We start from the raw sequence: 17,379 nt of genomic DNA, 5'->3' as shown, positions 1-17,379 counted from the left end.
AAACATAGCTATTCAATTATAAAAAAATTAATGCTTAGCATTGAGTTTTGTTCTTTTATTATTTTTAAAAAACCTATTTTTTTCTATCAATAACACTCAATACAATGTAAAATTTCGCGTTCGTGCTTTTTATTTGTACACTCGACCTTTAGGCTAATAGCAAAATATTTGTGTGAGGCTACTAAAATATGTCAAAAAAAGATGACATTATTACCACTGCTTTAAGACTTTTTAATTCATATAGTTATAATTCTATAGGGGTAGATCGTATCATCAGTGAATCTGGTGTAGCGAAAATGACATTTTATAAATACTTTCCTTCAAAAGAGAAACTTATTGAAGAGTGTTTATTATTAAGAAACTCACTTTTACAAAATTCTCTTACTGCGGCAATCTCTAAAGAAGACGAAACCAACCCACTAGCTCGTATTAAAGCTATCTTTTTATGGTATTCAGATTGGTTTAATAGTGAAGACTTTAATGGTTGCATGTTCCAAAAAGCCTTAGAAGAAGTATTAAAACAATACCCGTCAACACATCAACCAGCAACTTTATACAAAATCTGGTTAACACAATTAATGCAAGATCTTCTTATTCAATATGAAATTGAAGAGTCTCGACCTTTGGCATTGCTTTTAATCAATATTTTAGAGGGTATGACCATTCAAGCCCAAGTTGAGCATGGTTCAGTAAAAATTGATGACTATTGGAAGCGTGTAGAGAAACTCATTGAATTTGAAAAAATTGCACATTAAAAAATAAAGCGTGATATTATTCTTCTTATCTTGTTGAATCTTCTTCTTATTCATCACGCTGCGTCTGAAAGTCATTCTAGCTTAGAGTTTGACATTTTTTTAAATTATCATCCCAAACTAGAATATACAGACCTGTCTGCACATGATCGATTATAACTTTAGAAAATAAAAACACAATCTTTTTTTCTTGCCCTTTTATATATAAATCAGATTTAACTATTGATAGAGAGAAAAATAGAATTTATTTTCTTTGACTTTGTTTCATTTATACTTAACAATTACGCTTCTCACACAAAGCAACACTTTTGACACAAAACAAATACAAATTCTTGTTTTACCTTAATAATGTTATATATTTATCAATTACACTTATAAACCTTTTCAACAAAAACAATTGGATTGATTAGTTTTGCTACATTCATTTTCTTAAGATCAATCTATACTATGCCGGCCATATTGATATAGGTATAAAGTATGAAAGATGGACTCCAAATTGAAGAAATGAAAAATGCGGCGGATTCAGTCGTAGGAACATTAAAATCTTTAGCTAACACTGACCGTTTATTAATTTTATGTCACTTAGCCCATGAGGAGTTAAATGTCTCTCAAATTGAAGAGAAAACACAAATCACCCAACCCACCCTTTCACAACAATTGATGATGCTACGTAAAAGTGATGTCGTTTCAACACGTCGTGATGGCAAGCAAATCTTCTATTCGATCAAGGATGATAAGATGCATTCAATTTTAAATATGCTTTACCAGTTATACTGCATAGAATAACTGCTCTAAACTTATAAAATTATAATAATATTAATGTATTCCTGAAATATGCGATTTTTCAACTTGGTAGCTGGTAATTATCCGAGCAAAGAGGATTGAAAATTCGCGTAGTTTTTCTAGCATTCCAATCTATTAAAAAAACAAAAATAACCTCTCCTATTTCTTTTTATATCTTTTCTCCCTCTTCACTAATTTTTATGGCAAATAATAAGAACTTAAGCGTTACTGGCTGTAATATAAGCAAAACATTAGATACCCCACTTTAAAAAATCAATTTTATTTATTTAAAAACAAAAACTTAATATTACCAAACCTTATAAAACTGATGACTTGATATAAAAAAGCTTAAGATTCACATCACTTACGTATAAAATACTCAGCTTGTTCAACCTTTAGCCATGAATAGGTTAATAAGGCCTTTATATGCTTGAATTCTTTTCTCGATTAAGCTTAGTCACTAAAATTATTATCGCCATTATTTTAGGGATAGGCGTCGCACTATTATTTCCAACCGTTACGCCGTACTTAAGCTTGTTTGGTGAACTATTTATTAAAGCATTAAAATCGGTTGCTCCTATTTTAGTCTTTGTACTGGTTCTCTCATCTATTGCCAACTTCCAAGTCGGTCATAGTGCAAATTTACGCCCAGTATTACTACTCTATGTAGTAGGTATGTTATTAGCTGCTTTTAGTGCTGTGATCGCTAGCTTATCTTTTCCTAGTACGCTTTATCTCAACACTGTTTCTCATAATAATTTGCAAGCGCCTGGTAGTCTCGCTGATATATTAAAAAATCTGCTTTTAAGTTTTATTGCAAACCCTGTTCAAGCAATCAGTGAAGCGAACTTTATTGGTATTCTTGCGTGGGCAATTGGTCTCGGCTTAGCAATGCGCCATAGCTCGGATACGACCAAACAAGTAATGCAGGATGTTTCACATGCTGTAAGCGCTATTATTCATAAAGTCATTGCGTTTGCACCTGTTGGTATTTTCGGTCTAGTTGCAGTAACTTTTGCAGATGCTGGACTAGCAACACTTGAAAGTTATGCACAATTACTTGCTGTTCTATTAGGAACAATGCTGTTTGTTGCTCTAGTGATTAACCCAATTCTGGTAGGTTTAACAATTCGCGGTAATCCCTACCCATTAGTATTTAAATGCTTAAAAGAAAGTGGTATCACAGCGTTCTTTACACGCAGCTCAGCAGCTAATATTCCTGTAAACCTTGATTTAGCTGAACGTTTAGGCGTAAATCCTTCAACTGCGAGCGTTTCAATTCCTTTAGGTGCTACTGTTAACATGGCTGGTGCAGCAGTTACGATTACTGTACTTACTTTAGCAACTGTGCATACGTTAGGAATTCATGTTGATTTGGCAACAATGATTATTTTATCTGTTGTAGCTACAATATCAGCATGTGGTGCATCTGGTGTTGCAGGTGGTTCCCTACTTCTAATTCCAGTCGCATGTAGCTTATTTGGTATTTCATCAGAAATTGCAATGCAAGTTGTTGCAGTAGGTATGATTATTAGTGTATTACAAGATTCAACAGAAACGGCGCTTAACTCATCTACCGATGTTTTATTTACAGCCGCAGTTGATATTCGCTCAAGACAAAACTCATAGAGAACATGCCATTTCAAAGTTTACCAAACTGGTTCCAACTTGGCGCCTTCTTACTGGCAATAAATGCCGGAATGATTAATGTATTAGGGCTTATCACCCTTTTACATCAATCGGTGTCGCATATGACTGGTAATGTCAGTATGCTAGCCATGAGTTTGGTAAACTGGCAGTTTGAACACATCATATATTTAGTACTAGTTATATTATGTTATGTATGTGGATCATTTTACAGTGGTTTTATTCTAGGCAATAGCCATTTCAAATTAGGCCGCCGGTATGGCCTTCCTTTAAGTCTAGTTTCACTATTTATTTTTCTCTGTTGGTTACTGCTGCCTTATTTTCCAAAATATGGACTATTATGGGCTTGTGTCGCCATGGGGCTACAAAATGCAATGGTAAGTCACTATAAAGGAACCATTATTAGGACTACTCACTTATCGGGTGTCTTAACAGATCTTGGGCTTGCACTTGGTTATATAGCACGAGGTTTAAAAGTAGAGAATCGCCGCATTATTTTGCATCTACTTATTTTTATAGGTTTTCTATCTGGCGGTATAATTGCTGCTTTAGTTCACCCTTATTTAAAATTGCAATCATTTTTGCTTCCAGCAATTTTAAGCTTAACTCTCAGTATTTCGTATTGGGCAGTTTACTTTCATAGTTCTTCCTCTTCAAATTCGGATTAAGTCATGGTTAAAAATGCCTTACAAGCTCAGTTACTCAAAGCTGGTTTAGTTGACAATAAAAAAGCGAAAAAACTTACCAAACAAGCTCAGCATGAGCAGCGTACTGGTCAAAGCAATGAAGCAGAAATTAAAGCTAATATTGAAAAAGCTCAAAAAGAGAAACAAGCAAAAGATCAAGCTTTGAATCTAGAAAAGCAGCAGCAACTCGAAGAAAAAGCATTAAAGGCTTCAATCATTCAAATGATCAAGCAACACAAAATTGTAGATTTTGCCGGAGATGTGGCTTATCAATTTATTGACGAGAATAAGATTAAAAAGGTTTACCTATCTCAGCAAGTTTATAATGCACTTGTTACAGGCAGTTTAGTGATTGCTAAAGATCAAGATCAATATGCTTACCTTCCTAAAGCCTTAGCTGAAAAAATTGATCAAAAAATGAAAGGATTTATTTTGATCAATAATGCTGAGAAAAATGAACAAACTACTGATGAAGAAGATCCATATGCAGCATATGTAATTCCGGATGACTTAATGTGGTAACTGTTATGAGCCTTTATCAACATTCGGATAAAGGCTCATACTGCTTAAAATAAATATTAATATTTTATCATTTATTAAAAAAATTTATAAAAATTACATTCAAGCCAAATTCATTCACCACTTCATCTATTATTATCGATATAATGAATAAAACATTTTTTGTCTTTACGATGCCTTTTAGGCTTCTTCCCGATTCCAAATTTATGTCTTGACTAAATCATGTCAGTTTTAGCCAAAGATATACAACATAAACTTTGACGTGTATCCACACACCCAACAGATCAATACCTTAATTAAGTTTGATCTAACTGACTTTATTGCAAATTAAATTGCGAAATTTTACTAAAGTAGCTGATGTATAAAGGTAGTCATTCATGCTGAAGTGGTTTGAAAAACTTGTAGATCCTTATCCAACCAAAGGTTTGGATGAGCCCTTACCAACACGCTTTTTCCCATTTATTTGGCAAGCTACTGAAGGTGTGCGTCCATATTTATTGCTACTTATTATATGTACAGCTGGTGCAGCTAGCTTTGAAGCCCTGCTCTTTTCAAAAATTGGGCAACTTGTAGATTGGCTTAGTAATAGTCAGCCTGAAAGTTTCTTAAGCCAACATGCGTCAAACATCCTTATTCTCATTAGCGTGTTATTTGCTAACATTTTATTTGTTAATATTCAATCTATTATAAAACATCAAATTTTATATAGTACTTTTCCAATGCGCTTACGTTGGCGCTTCCATAACCTTTTATTAAAACAAAGCCTAGACTTTTTCCATAATGATTTTGCTGGTCGACTTTCTGCAAAGGTCATGCAAACAGCTTTAGCAGTCCGTGAATTCTGGATTATTTTAGGCGACATGTTGGCTTACGTCAGCATTTACTTTATTACCGTAAGTATTGTTCTTGGTGCAATCTCACCCACATTACTTATTCCACTTATGGTTTGGTTAGGGTTATTTTTATTAAGCGCATGGTTCTTTATTCCACGTTTAAGCAAAGTATCACAACAACAAGCCGATGCACGCGCTGTAATGACTGGTCGTGTAACTGACGCCTACACTAATATTCAAACTGTAAAGCTCTTTGCGCATGCTGGGCGTGAAAGCCAATATGCAAAAGCGTCAATGAAAGAGTTTATGACCACAGTCTATGCGCAAATGCGTCTAGGTACTCTTTTTGAAGTTAGCATTAATTTACTGTCTGCTGTTTTATTTGTTGGGGTAATTGGTACCGCAGTTTGGTTATGGACTCAAGGTTTAGCAGCGTTAGGCGTAATTGCTGCTACTACTGCCATGATTTTAAAACTTAATAGCATGGCTGAGTTTATGATGTGGCATATGTCAGCATTATTTGAAAATGTTGGTACCATTCAAGATGGCATGCAAACACTTGGTAAAAAAATCAATATTCAAGACAAGCCAGATGCAAAACCACTTGCAGTCACACAAGGTGAGATCGTATTTAAAGATGTGACCTTTGCTTATAACAATAAAAATGTCATCGATCACTTTAATCTACACATTAAAGCAGGTGAAAAGATTGGTATCGTTGGCCGTTCAGGTGCAGGTAAATCTACCCTCATCCAATTACTGTTACACTTTTATCATCTTAAAGAAGGTGCAATTTTAATTGATGGGCAGAATATTGAAGATGTTACGCAAGATAGTTTGAGAGCAAATATTGCTTTAGTTACTCAAGACACTTCTCTACTACATCGCTCAGTTGCCGAAAATATTAAATATGGCCGTCCAGATGCAACTGATCAAGATATGCAAAGTGCCGTGCATAAGGCAAAAGCAGCTGAATTTATTCCTCAACTTGTCGACTTAAAAGGGCGTTCAGGTTATGAAGCACAAGTTGGTGAACGTGGTGTCAAACTGTCAGGTGGTCAAAGACAACGTATCGCTATTGCGCGTGTTTTCTTAAAAGATGCACCAATTTTAATCTTAGATGAAGCAACTAGCGCTTTAGACTCAGAAGTTGAAGCAGCTATTCAGTCTAGTTTAAATGACCTAATGGTAGATAAAACAGTTATTGCAATTGCTCACCGTTTGTCTACCATTGCTCAAATGGACCGTTTAATTGTTCTTGATGAAGGTAAAATTGCAGAGCAAGGTACTCATGAAGAATTAATTGCTAAAAATGGTATATATGCACAATTATGGAAACGTCAAACGGGCGGTTTTCTTATTGAGCAAAAAGTAGTACAGGGTCAAGATTAATGCTTTATTTAGAAGATTTAAAAATTGGTGATCGTTTTATCAGTCGTGAGTATGAAATTACACTTGATGAAATTAAACAATTTGCAAGCCACTATGACCCTCAACCTTTCCATACAGATGAAGAATTAGCCAAAGAAGATCCAATCTTTAAAGGTATCGCCGCTAGCGGGTGGCATACCTCGGCAATTACTATGCGCTTATGGACTGAATGCATGCCGATTCATGGTGGACTAGTAGGCTCAGAATCTAGTCTACGTTGGCCACGCCCTACTCGGCCTGGTGACCGTATTCATGTTGAAGCTGAAATTTCCGCCATTACGCCATCCAAAACAAAATTGGATCGTGGTATTGTAAGCTACGTTACGCAAGCCTTAAATCAGCATGGGGATGTTTTACTTATTTCAACGACAAAAATCGTTGTCTTTAAAAAGAATGTTTAATGAATCGTTGATATGATTGTCTAACAGTTTTTATAAACTCAAATTATATTTCATGACAAGATGTGTAAGAAATGCACGTAGAAAATTGATGAGAGCAACGGAACGCATATGAAAATTACCTCAGCTCGTCAAGATCAAGGTATTCCAGGAGTCTATGGCTTATTGCTATTAGATGTAGTTTCACGTTGGGGATACAACGATGAAACATTATTTGCTCCTTTTCATCTTACTAGTGAGCAATTGGCCGATCCTGAATATCGTATTTCAACACTCGTAGCAAATGAGCTGGTCAAACATGCCTTAAATCTTACCGGTGAAAGTACACTGGGTTACCATATTGGCACTCAAATGCGTATTTCCATTCACGGATTTATTGGCTACGCGATAATGACAGCAAAAGATATTACAGAAGCGATTGCTCTCGCTGCCCGTTTTATCCAATTACGCTTACCTTTTTTACAATTATATTTTTCTACTTTCGGACCAAAAGCCACATTACAATTGCAATGTGATATTGAGTTAGAGCCTCTTCGTACTGAGATCGTTTTAGGTTTAACTATTGGTATTATGACCATGGCTAAAGCTATGACAGGTATTGAAGATTTAGCAGGCGATGTTGATTTAGACTTTCCAGAACCAGCAGGCTTTGATAAATATAAGAGCAAACTAAGCAGTACTATTCGGTTTAACCAGCCTCATCTAATCTCTAGTTTTGATAAAAAATATTTAGGTCTTAAATTAATTAATTCAGATCCAATCGCAAGTCAAATTGCTATTAACCAATGCGAGGCTGAACTCTCTGCTTTAGGTGAACGCCGACGTCTAGCCATGCGTGTACGTGATATTTTAAGTAATTCGGAACAACATTACTTAAGCATAGAAAGTGTAGCAGAATATTTACATATGTCAGATCGTACCTTAAAGCGACAATTGGCAGCCGAAGGTACTTCATTTTCTACTTTAGTAGATGAAGTTCGATATCGTCATGCGACCTCTCTGCTTTCGCGTACAGATTATAGTCTTGAACAAATTGCAGATGAACTTGGTTACTCGGATGTCGCAAATTTCAGTCGCGCTTTTAAACGCTGGAGCGGTCGTAGTCCGAGCAACTGGCGCAAAGACCCCTATTTATAATGTTATTAAAATATTGGACACAAGCTTAAGGAGTTATCATGAACCATCCTTCAGAATTGAAGTATGCACGTACACATGAGTGGGTAAAAATTGAAGGAGACCTTGTTATTACAGGGATTACCGACCATGCACAAGATGAGCTTGGAGATTTGGTCTATGTTGAAACTCCTGAAGTGGGTAGCCAAGTAACCGCTGGCGAACAAGCCGGAGTTGTTGAATCAGTTAAAACTGCTTCTGATATTCATGCCCCTGTCTCTGGTACAGTAGTAGAAGTTAATACTGATCTTGAAGATGACCCGGATTTTGTAAATGAAGATCCATATGGCAAAGGCTGGATTTATAAAATCAAACCAGACAATATTGCAGATGTTGAAAAACTTTTAACAAATGCAGAGTATGAAGCTGGTCTATAATATAGATATAGTTTTTAATAAAAAAACCAGTTTAGATTTAACTGGTTTTTTTATATATGTATAGATCAGATTTAAAAACCAAATTCATAATGGATCATTCATATGACAAAACTTGTGGTATTTTCCGGCGCCGGTATGAGTGCAGAAAGTGGAATTCGTACTTTCCGCGATAGTAATGGTCTCTGGGAAAATTATGATATACAACAAGTTGCGACTCCCAAAGCATGGGAAAGAAATCCAGCTTTAGTTCAACGCTTTTATAACGAACGTCGTAAAAATATTTTAGAAGCCCAGCCAAACGAAGCTCATCAATATATTGCTAAGCTACAAGACCATTATGATGTACAAGTCATTACACAAAATATTGATGATTTACATGAGCGTGCTGGAAACCAAAATGTCTTACATCTACATGGCAATATTCGACTAGCGAAAAGTTCTGGGCCAGATGCACAATATACAACTCAATTTTATGAAGTTAATGGTTGGAAGCTCGATTTAGAACAGGACTTTTGTCCAGATGGTTACCCGCTTCGCCCTCATGTCGTTTGGTTTGGTGAAGCTGTACCTGCTTATGAAGAAGCAATTCGTTTAGTACAAAGTGCTGATATTTTTATTGTAATCGGTTCGACATTAAGCGTATATCCAGTTGCCGCCTTGGTCCATGAGATTCCTCATTATACCAAAGCGTATTACATAGATCCCCAAGCAGATCATTCTCGTGTTCCACCTCAATATAAATTATTAAATATGACGGCTACAGAAGGTATGCACGAGTTATTTAATCAATTGACGAGTTAATATTCCTCTTTTGATATTCTTTTTTTCTTATTAAAACCATTTTTTCGCGTAAAATTGATGAGAAATTATTCATCTAAATAATAACTTTTCTTAAAAGGCACCCTGTCATTACTATTTTTGTAACTAAAAAACTGAATTTAGCTCTTAGTTTTTTTATATTATTAGTTTTTTAATAAGTTTTGATATTATTTTAAATTTATAATTAATTGATTTCATTAAACTAAATATAATATGTAATCAAATTTACACTTGTTTACACAAAGATACATAAAATACATCACAAAGATAACAGAGCAAAAAAATTCTTTTATGGTTGAATCTCAACCTCTTGAAATGCCGTACAAGAAAACAGCGACCTGGATTAGGTTACAATCACGGATTATGGATATAAGGACACACATCCATTATGAGTTATTTTGATCCCACCCTCATCATGTTTATGGTGTACATCGTAGCAATGGTACTTATCGGCTTATTTGCCTACCGTGCTACAAGCGACTTCTCTGATTATATTCTTGGTGGTCGTAGTTTAGGCAGTTTCGTTACTGCATTATCCGCAGGCGCATCGGACATGAGTGGTTGGTTACTCATGGGCTTACCAGGAGCGATTTATCTTTCTGGTTTATCTGAAGCGTGGATTGCAATTGGTCTAATTATCGGTGCTTGGCTTAACTGGTTACTGGTTGCTGGTCGATTACGCGTTCATACTGAAATCCAAAATAATGCACTCACTCTGCCAGACTATTTTACAAGTCGATTTGATGACCAGAAAAAGATACTTCGTATTTTCTCTGCCGTTATTATCTTGGTTTTCTTCGCTATTTACTGTGCTTCAGGCATGGTAGCTGGTGCCCGTTTATTTGAAAATTTATTCGGTATGTCATATACCACCGCAATCTGGTTAAGTGCTATTGCAACAATCAGTTATGTTTGTATTGGTGGTTTCTTAGCAATTAGCTGGACTGATACTTTCCAAGCGGGCTTAATGATTTTTGCCCTCTTGCTCACTCCAATAGTGACTTACCTCGCAATTGGTGACACAACTCAGTTTGTGACGCTTATTGAAACTGCTCGTCCACATGCATTTAACATCATTTCTGATTTAAGTGTGGTGGCCGTTTTATCTTCCATGGCTTGGGGGTTAGGCTATTTTGGTCAACCGCATATCCTTGTACGTTTCATGGCTGCTGACTCTGTAAAATCAATTCCTGCTGCTCGCCGTATCGGTATGACCTGGATGATTTTATGTTTAGTCGGTGCTGTCGGTGCCGGTTTCTTTGGTATTGCTTACTTCCAGCAACACCCTGAACTTGCAGGTGTGGTAAGCAAAAACCCTGAAACTGTATTTATGGAATTGACTAAAATTTTATTCAATCCATGGATTGTCGGTATCATTCTAGCTGCTATTTTAGCTGCGGTTATGAGTACATTAAGCTGTCAGCTTTTGGTATGTTCAAGTGCACTAACTGAAGATCTGTACAAAGGCTTCATTCGTAAAAATGCATCTCAAAAAGAGCTTGTATGGGTTGGGCGTATCATGGTTCTTGCAATTGCCGTTCTAGCAATTGTGCTTGCGGGGAATCCTGACAGTAAAGTTCTTGGTCTTGTTGCTTACGCTTGGGCTGGTTTTGGTGCTGCATTTGGACCACTCATCATCTTGTCATTGTTCTGGAAACGTATGACTTTAGAAGGTGCTTTAGCAGGTATGATCGTAGGTGCTGTTGTTGTAATCGGTTGGAAAAACCTTTTCGCAAGCACTGGGGTTTACGAAATTATTCCAGGCTTTATCTGTGCATTTATCAGCATCATCGTAGTAAGCTTGATCAGCAAAACGCCAAACTCTGATGTGACTGGTCGCTTTGAGCAAGCAGATAAACTCTATAAAGAAAGTACATAACTCATTGAAATAAATAAAGGGGCTTCGGCCCCTTTATTTATTTTTAGTTTTGATTTTAATTTTTGAACTATCTTTCACAACTTGCATCACGGGATAACTACGAGTCTCTTTTACACCGGGTAATTGCCATAGCACTTGCCCTGCGATACGTCGAAACTCCTCCATACTTCCACTGCGTAATTTAATTAAAAAATCAAATCCCCCACTGACCATATGGCATTCAACGATTTCTGGATAGTGCACGACTGCGTCAATAAACTCATCTAAAACATTAGGTGTGGTTTTATCGAGTAAGACTTCAACAAAAACCAAAAAATTTGCATTTAACTTAACCGGATTTAATTTAGCTTCATAACCTAAGATGAATTCATCTTTGGTGAGCTTCTGCACTCGTGCCATAACTGCTGTTGGAGACAAATTGACGAGTTCAGCTAATTTGCTGTTGGAAATACGCCCATCTGTTTGAAGAATATCCAAAATTTTTAAATCGGTGCGATCAAGGCTTAATAATGGGCCATTCATCTGAATTTTCCTCTAAAAAATGGTCAAAATATAGTGAGTTATTCGGTGTTTCTTCTGTAATGATAAATTATCTAAACCTCTCTACTCAAGATGAGTTTACGAGAGCTGGTTGGCGGAAATAGATATGAACACAATGGATACTTTTCATCAAATGGATAAATCTCACCAAGGCTATATCACCGAATTCAACGATAAAAGTGAGTTTGAACAACGCATTAATACAGCTTGGCGACGTGCCGAACCTGAAGCTGTAGAAGAGCTATTACAAGCTGCTGCGGTATCTGATGATTTAGATCATAAAATTTATGACCTTGCATTTAACCTTGCCCATAATTTACGTGAACGTAAGACCTCTTCAGGTAAAGCAGGTATTGTTCAAGGGTTATTACAAGAATTCTCTCTTTCTTCACAAGAAGGCGTGGCTTTGATGTGTCTTGCTGAAGCTTTGCTTCGTATTCCAGACACAGCAACACGTGATTTGCTCATTCGCGATAAAATCAATCAAGGTAACTGGAAAGAACATGTTGGCCAAAGCAGCTTAATGTTTGTGAATGCTGCTGCATGGGGTCTCATGTTAACTGGTAAGCTTATGGAAACACCAAAGCAAACCAGTCTTTCAAGTGTACTTACTGGCCTTTTAGCACGTAGTGGCCGTGGCATTATCCGTAAAGCAGTTGACGTTGCAATGCGTATGATGGGTGAACAGTTTGTGACTGGTGAAACCATCGAAGAAGCTGTCGACCACGCAAAAGTACTTGAGGATAAAGGTTTCCGCTATTCTTATGACATGTTAGGTGAAGCTGCCTTAACCGACCATGACGCTGAACGCTACTTTAATGATTACACACAAGCCATTCATGCAATTGGTAAAGCGTCTAATGGTAAAGGCGTATATGATGGTCCAGGTATCTCAATTAAGCTTTCTGCTTTGCATCCACGTTACCAACGTGCGCAAATTGAACGTGTTCACAAAGAACTCTACGGCAAAGTATTTGAGCTCGCTCGTTTAGCTAAACAGTACAATATTGGTTTAAATATCGATGCAGAAGAATCAGAGCGTTTAGAAATTTCTCTTGAGTTACTTGAGCGTCTCTGTTTTGAGCCAGAACTTGCGAACTGGAAAGGCATTGGTTTCGTAATTCAAGCTTACCAAAAACGCTGCTTCTTTGTGGTTGATTATATTATTGACCTTGCTAAGCGTAGCCAAAAGCGTCTGATGATCCGTCTTGTAAAAGGCGCATATTGGGATAGCGAAATTAAGAAAGCACAAATCGAAGGTATGGATGACTACCCTGTCTTCACGCGTAAAGTTCATACTGATTTGTCTTATATCGCTTGTGCTAAAAAATTACTTGCAGCACCAGAATTTATTTATCCGCAATTTGCGACGCATAATGCTCAAACTTTAGCAACGATCTATCATTTAGCAGATCCAAGCAAATATTACGCTGGTCAATATGAGTTCCAATGCTTACATGGTATGGGCGAGCCGCTTTATGAACAAGTTGTTGGTCCACGTGAGCAAAATAAATTAGGCGTGCCATGCCGTATTTATGCTCCGGTTGGTAACCACGAAACATTGTTAGCTTATTTAGTCCGTCGTTTACTTGAAAATGGCGCGAATACTTCATTTGTTAACCGTATTGCCGATAAAACACTTAAAGTTGAAGATCTTATCCAGTCTCCAATTTATGATATTCGTAATGCAGCTAAGCTTGAAGGTTCAGTTGGTTTAAAACATCCATCAATTCCACTACCTTTAGATATGTACGGAACGCTTCGTAAAAACTCTAAAGGTTATGACTTAGCAAATGACACCCCACTTGCAGCTTTAGATAGCACAGCTCAAGAATTACGTAATCGTATTTGGCAAAGCCATCCGTTGTTGGCTAATACTGATTCTTTAGAACAAGGTCATTCTGTTGCAATTACAAACCCAGCACAAAATGATGAAATTGTTGGTTATGTACAAGAAGCTGATCTTAAGCATGTCGAAATCGCTCTTACTGCAGCTGAACAAACCCAGTCAGAATGGTCAAATACGCCTAAGGATCAACGCGCTCAATATTTAAAACGCGCAGCTGACCTCATGGAAAGCCGTATTCAAGAGTTGATGGTATTACTTTGCCGTGAAAGTGGTAAAACTTATGCCAATGCGATTGCAGAAGTTCGTGAGGCTGTAGATTTCCTACGTTACTATGCAACCCAAGTTGAAAATCTTCCTGCAAATACAGTTATTCAGCCTTTAGGTACTGTACTTTGTATTAGCCCATGGAACTTCCCTCTTGCAATTTTCTCAGGTCAAATTGCTGCGGCATTAGTCAGTGGTAACTGTGTTATTGCTAAACCAGCTGAACAAACTCCATTGATCGCAGCCCAAGCAGTTCAGATTTTATGGGAAGCTGGTATTCCACATGGTGCTGTACAGCTACTTCCTGGCCGCGGTGAAACAGTAGGTGCTCAGCTCAGCCAAGATAGCCGTATCGATGGCATTATGTTTACTGGCTCGACTGAAGTTGCAAAAATTTTACAGAAGACCGTTGCAAAACGTTTATCTGAAAATGGTCAATCTATTCCGCTCATTGCAGAGACTGGCGGTCAAAATGCAATGATTGTTGACTCATCTGCTTTAACTGAACAAGTTGTATTAGATGTTGTAAGTTCTGCTTTTGATAGCGCAGGTCAACGCTGCTCTGCTTTACGTATTTTATGTGTACAAGAAGACAGTGCTGCAACCGTTATTAAAATGCTTAAAGGTGCAATGCAACAGTTGATCGTAGGTAACCCTGCAATTTTAAAAACTGACATTGGTCCTGTTATTGATGACGAAGCAAAACAGACGATTGACCAGCACATCCAGAAAATGAAATCGAAGGGTTATCCGGTACATCAATTGATGTTTGGTGCAACAAGCCAAACAGAATTAGATAAAGGAACTTTTGTTGTACCAACAGCAATTGAACTTCCTAATCTTGATGACTTACAACGTGAAGTTTTTGGTCCGGTTTTACACATCATTACCTATAAGTATGGTGAACTTGAGCAACTCATCTCAAGAATTAATGCGAAAGGTTACGGTTTAACCATGGGTCTGCATACCCGTATTGATGAAACCATCCAAACCGTAATTCAACATGCTGAAGTGGGTAACCTTTATATCAACCGTAATATTGTTGGTGCTGTTGTTGGCGTACAACCATTCGGTGGTGAAGGTTTATCTGGTACAGGCCCTAAAGCGGGTGGCCCTCTTTATATGTATCGCTTAATGCAGCATTGTTCTAACAAAGTATTAGCAACTCCATTTGCGGTAAAAAATGAGCAAACCATTTTTGACGGCTTTAACCGTGAGGTTTATCAAAGCTTACAAAACTGGGCGAAACAACATTTACCACAAGCAAACCGTGAAATTGAACCTTTTGGTGTTGGTAAGTTTTATGAGTTACAAGGCCCTACTGGGGAAAGTAACCAATATATTATTTTGCCGCGTCATCGTGTTCTTTCAATTGCTGATACAGAACAAGATCAATTGCATCAGTTACTTGCAATCTTTGCAGTTGGCAGCCAAGCTGCTGTAATGCCAAATAGTCCATTATTGGCAAAACATAAACAAACGTTGCCAAAAGATGTACTTGATGCGATTACTACCATTAAAAACATCACTACAGATGATTTTGATGCAGTTTTACATCACGGCAACCGTGAAGAGATCTTCTCATTACAGCAAGAAATTGCTAGCCGTTCTGGCGCAATTGTTGGTATTACTCATGTTGAACCAAATGAGTCGATTCCACTTGAACGTTTGGTAATTGAACGTGCAATTAGCGTAAATACAGCTGCGGCTGGCGGTAATGCAAGCTTAATGACAATGTCTGAATAATTAAGTAATTTTCTAAAAAGCCCAAATTACGATATTTGGGCTTTTTTGTTTAATAAAATAATCTATTCTTAAATATATAAATTTTATCAATTTGAGTTTTTAATAATGATTTTTTTTGAACCAGAACAATACCAAAAAAGATGCACTCAGCTTTTTAACTTATACCGAAAACAAATTTCCGCTCTGCTACCATCTGCCCAAATTGAGCATATAGGTTCATCTGCAATACCTAATGCATTCTCAAAAGGTGATTTAGACATTTATATTGAGGTTCTACCCGATCAATTTGAGTTTGCAATAGAACAGTTAAAAACGCTTAATTTTATAGAAAAGCAAAATACATTAAGAACAAATGAGGGCAGAGTAAAACTTGAAGTGCGACATAAACCACCTAATTAATTTAAAGGGTTTATGGAGTATATAAAATTGTCATACCATCATCTTAACTTTGAAGATCGTACTGCATTAATGCTTGAGTCAAGAAAAGAAGGCTTTTCAGCCAGAAAATTTGCTGAACTTATTAAAAGACATCCTAGTACGATCTATCGTGAGCTTAAAAGAAATAGCATCAATGACGTTTATCAAGCTCAATATGCTTCTGATAACACTTTTGCTAGACGTAGACGTGGTCACAGAAAACTCAAAATCGATTCAATCCTCTGGAAATTTATTGTTGAAGCGATCCGTTGTTTATGGTCTCCTCAGCAAATAGCAAAGCGTTTAAAGACATTTCCTGATTTGGATCAAACAATGAATGTAAGCCATACAACGATTTATTCAACGATACGAGCATTACCCAAGGGTGAGTTGAAAAAAGACTTATTATCCTGTCTACGTCATGAAAATAAAAAGCGAAAAGCTAACGGTGAACCTAAAAAAGATTCTATATTACAGGATATTAAAACTATTCATGAGCGCCCAGCCGAAGTTCAAGAAAGAAAAATACCGGGTCATTGGGAAGCTGATTTAATTAAAGGTAAAGACAATAAAAGTTCGATAGCAACACTTATTGAACGAAATACACGGCTCTGTATCTTGGCAACATTACCTGATGCAAAGGCAGAATCAGTGCGCAAGGCTTTAACTGAAGCTCTGAAATATTTACCTGCAGAACTGCGTAAAACGTTGACCTATGACCGTGGACGTGAGATGTCAGAACATAAAATACTCGAAGAAGATTTAGGCATAGATGTATATTTCTGTGACCCACATTCACCCTGGCAAAAAGGCACATGCGAAAATATGAATGGTTTAATTAGGCAATATTTACCTAAAGGGATTGATTTAAATCAGGCAGATCAGCATTATTTAAATCAAGTTGCCATGTCACTGAATACTCGTCCTAGAAAGGCGTTAGATTGGCTTACACCATTAGAGAAATTTGCTCAGCTTGTTGATTATCATATGGCTTTTGAAACTGTCGCACCTCATGTTTGAATTCGCCGAGCTTTGCATGCTCGAGTCACTCAACAACGATGATGTTGCCTTTCAAGTTGTAGTAACCGGTTCAATATTCACATTTTTCTTAACCTTTAGAGATAAGCTTATAGCTTCTCCAACATTAGTTAATGAATATAATCAATTAAAGTTACAGTCCACCTACTTAGATCATGACCAATATAGAGCAGTAAAATCTAATTTTATTGAACGCGTTTTAAGTCACTCCTAGTGTAAGTATTTTTT

General features: G+C 36.9%; 14 protein-coding genes and 2 pseudogenes. 15 read left to right on the top strand and 1 reads right to left on the bottom strand.

Features of this window, described 5'->3' with window-relative positions; all coding sequences use genetic code 11:
- The first annotated feature begins 188 nt into the window (after nt 1-188).
- The 11 genes from EGS71_RS21885 to putP all read left to right on the top strand — a co-directional run bounded on the left by EGS71_RS21885 (nt 189) and on the right by putP (nt 11,297).
- Nucleotides 189-755: a TetR/AcrR family transcriptional regulator gene (locus EGS71_RS21885; protein WP_000037057.1), complete on the top strand. Its 567-nt coding sequence runs from the start codon at nt 189-191 to the stop codon at nt 753-755.
- 474 nt (nt 756-1,229) lie between these two features.
- Complete coding sequence (locus EGS71_RS21880) at nt 1,230-1,538, top strand: ArsR/SmtB family transcription factor (protein ID WP_000651464.1); 309 nt, start codon at nt 1,230-1,232, stop codon at nt 1,536-1,538.
- A gap of 423 nt (nt 1,539-1,961) precedes the next feature.
- Entirely contained in the window at nt 1,962-3,164 is a 1,203-nt protein-coding gene (gene sstT, locus EGS71_RS21875; protein WP_000889007.1) for a serine/threonine transporter SstT, read from the top strand.
- Nucleotides 3,165-3,169: 5 nt separating this feature from the next.
- Complete coding sequence (locus EGS71_RS21870) at nt 3,170-3,850, top strand: YoaK family protein (protein ID WP_001116532.1); 681 nt, start codon at nt 3,170-3,172, stop codon at nt 3,848-3,850.
- 3 nt (nt 3,851-3,853) lie between these two features.
- Nucleotides 3,854-4,390: a DUF2058 domain-containing protein gene (locus EGS71_RS21865; RefSeq protein ID WP_000240310.1), complete on the top strand. Its 537-nt coding sequence runs from the start codon at nt 3,854-3,856 to the stop codon at nt 4,388-4,390.
- Between the two features lie 374 nt (nt 4,391-4,764).
- Nucleotides 4,765-6,612 carry an ABC transporter ATP-binding protein gene (locus EGS71_RS21860; protein ID WP_000922234.1) on the top strand — a complete coding sequence of 616 codons (1,848 nt, stop codon included), beginning with the start codon at nt 4,765-4,767 and terminating at the stop codon, nt 6,610-6,612.
- The gene (locus EGS71_RS21855; protein ID WP_000966086.1) at nt 6,612-7,052 is read left to right on the top strand and encodes a MaoC family dehydratase; all 441 of its coding nucleotides are present in this window, start codon (nt 6,612-6,614) and stop codon (nt 7,050-7,052) included. Before EGS71_RS21860 ends, EGS71_RS21855 begins: the two co-directional genes overlap by 1 nt.
- Nucleotides 7,053-7,160: 108 nt before the next feature.
- A complete protein-coding gene (locus tag EGS71_RS21850; RefSeq protein WP_000705518.1) occupies nt 7,161-8,186 on the top strand; it encodes an AraC family transcriptional regulator in 1,026 nt (341 codons plus the stop codon).
- A 38-nt stretch (nt 8,187-8,224) separates the two neighbouring features.
- The gene (gcvH, locus tag EGS71_RS21845) at nt 8,225-8,599 is read left to right on the top strand and encodes a glycine cleavage system protein GcvH (RefSeq protein WP_001016343.1); all 375 of its coding nucleotides are present in this window, start codon (nt 8,225-8,227) and stop codon (nt 8,597-8,599) included.
- A gap of 93 nt (nt 8,600-8,692) precedes the next feature.
- Nucleotides 8,693-9,400 (top strand): SIR2 family NAD-dependent protein deacylase, encoded by a 708-nt coding sequence (locus EGS71_RS21840; RefSeq protein ID WP_085946747.1) that lies wholly within the window; start codon nt 8,693-8,695, stop codon nt 9,398-9,400.
- Nucleotides 9,401-9,806: 406 nt separating this feature from the next.
- A complete protein-coding gene (gene putP / locus EGS71_RS21835) occupies nt 9,807-11,297 on the top strand; it encodes a sodium/proline symporter PutP (protein ID WP_000119796.1) in 1,491 nt (496 codons plus the stop codon).
- A gap of 33 nt (nt 11,298-11,330) precedes the next feature.
- On the opposite strand, the gene EGS71_RS21830 is transcribed toward putP, so the two are convergent.
- The gene (locus EGS71_RS21830; RefSeq protein ID WP_001014233.1) at nt 11,331-11,819 is read right to left on the bottom strand and encodes an Lrp/AsnC ligand binding domain-containing protein; all 489 of its coding nucleotides are present in this window, start codon (nt 11,817-11,819) and stop codon (nt 11,331-11,333) included.
- A gap of 124 nt (nt 11,820-11,943) precedes the next feature.
- Between EGS71_RS21830 and putA the strand changes: the two genes are divergently transcribed.
- The 4 genes and pseudogenes from putA to EGS71_RS21810 all read left to right on the top strand — a co-directional run.
- Nucleotides 11,944-15,696, top strand: coding sequence for a trifunctional transcriptional regulator/proline dehydrogenase/L-glutamate gamma-semialdehyde dehydrogenase (putA, locus tag EGS71_RS21825; protein WP_001094962.1), 3,753 nt, complete (start codon nt 11,944-11,946; stop codon nt 15,694-15,696).
- Between the two features lie 105 nt (nt 15,697-15,801).
- Nucleotides 15,802-16,053, top strand: a pseudogene (locus tag EGS71_RS21820) (GrpB family protein); the annotation flags it as partial.
- A 111-nt stretch (nt 16,054-16,164) separates the two neighbouring features.
- A complete protein-coding gene (locus EGS71_RS21815) occupies nt 16,165-17,133 on the top strand; it encodes an IS30 family transposase (protein ID WP_012308653.1) in 969 nt (322 codons plus the stop codon).
- A gap of 7 nt (nt 17,134-17,140) precedes the next feature.
- A pseudogene (locus EGS71_RS21810) lies at nt 17,141-17,365 on the top strand (GrpB family protein); the annotation flags it as partial.
- Between the last annotated feature and the right edge of the window lie 14 nt (nt 17,366-17,379).

This window comes from Acinetobacter sp. FDAARGOS_559 (assembly GCF_003940475.1).
In the GTDB taxonomy this organism is placed as follows: Bacteria; Pseudomonadota; Gammaproteobacteria; order Pseudomonadales; family Moraxellaceae; genus Acinetobacter; species Acinetobacter baumannii.
Note: the sequence above shows the minus strand (reverse complement) of the source record. Positions and strands in the feature narration are given on the sequence as shown.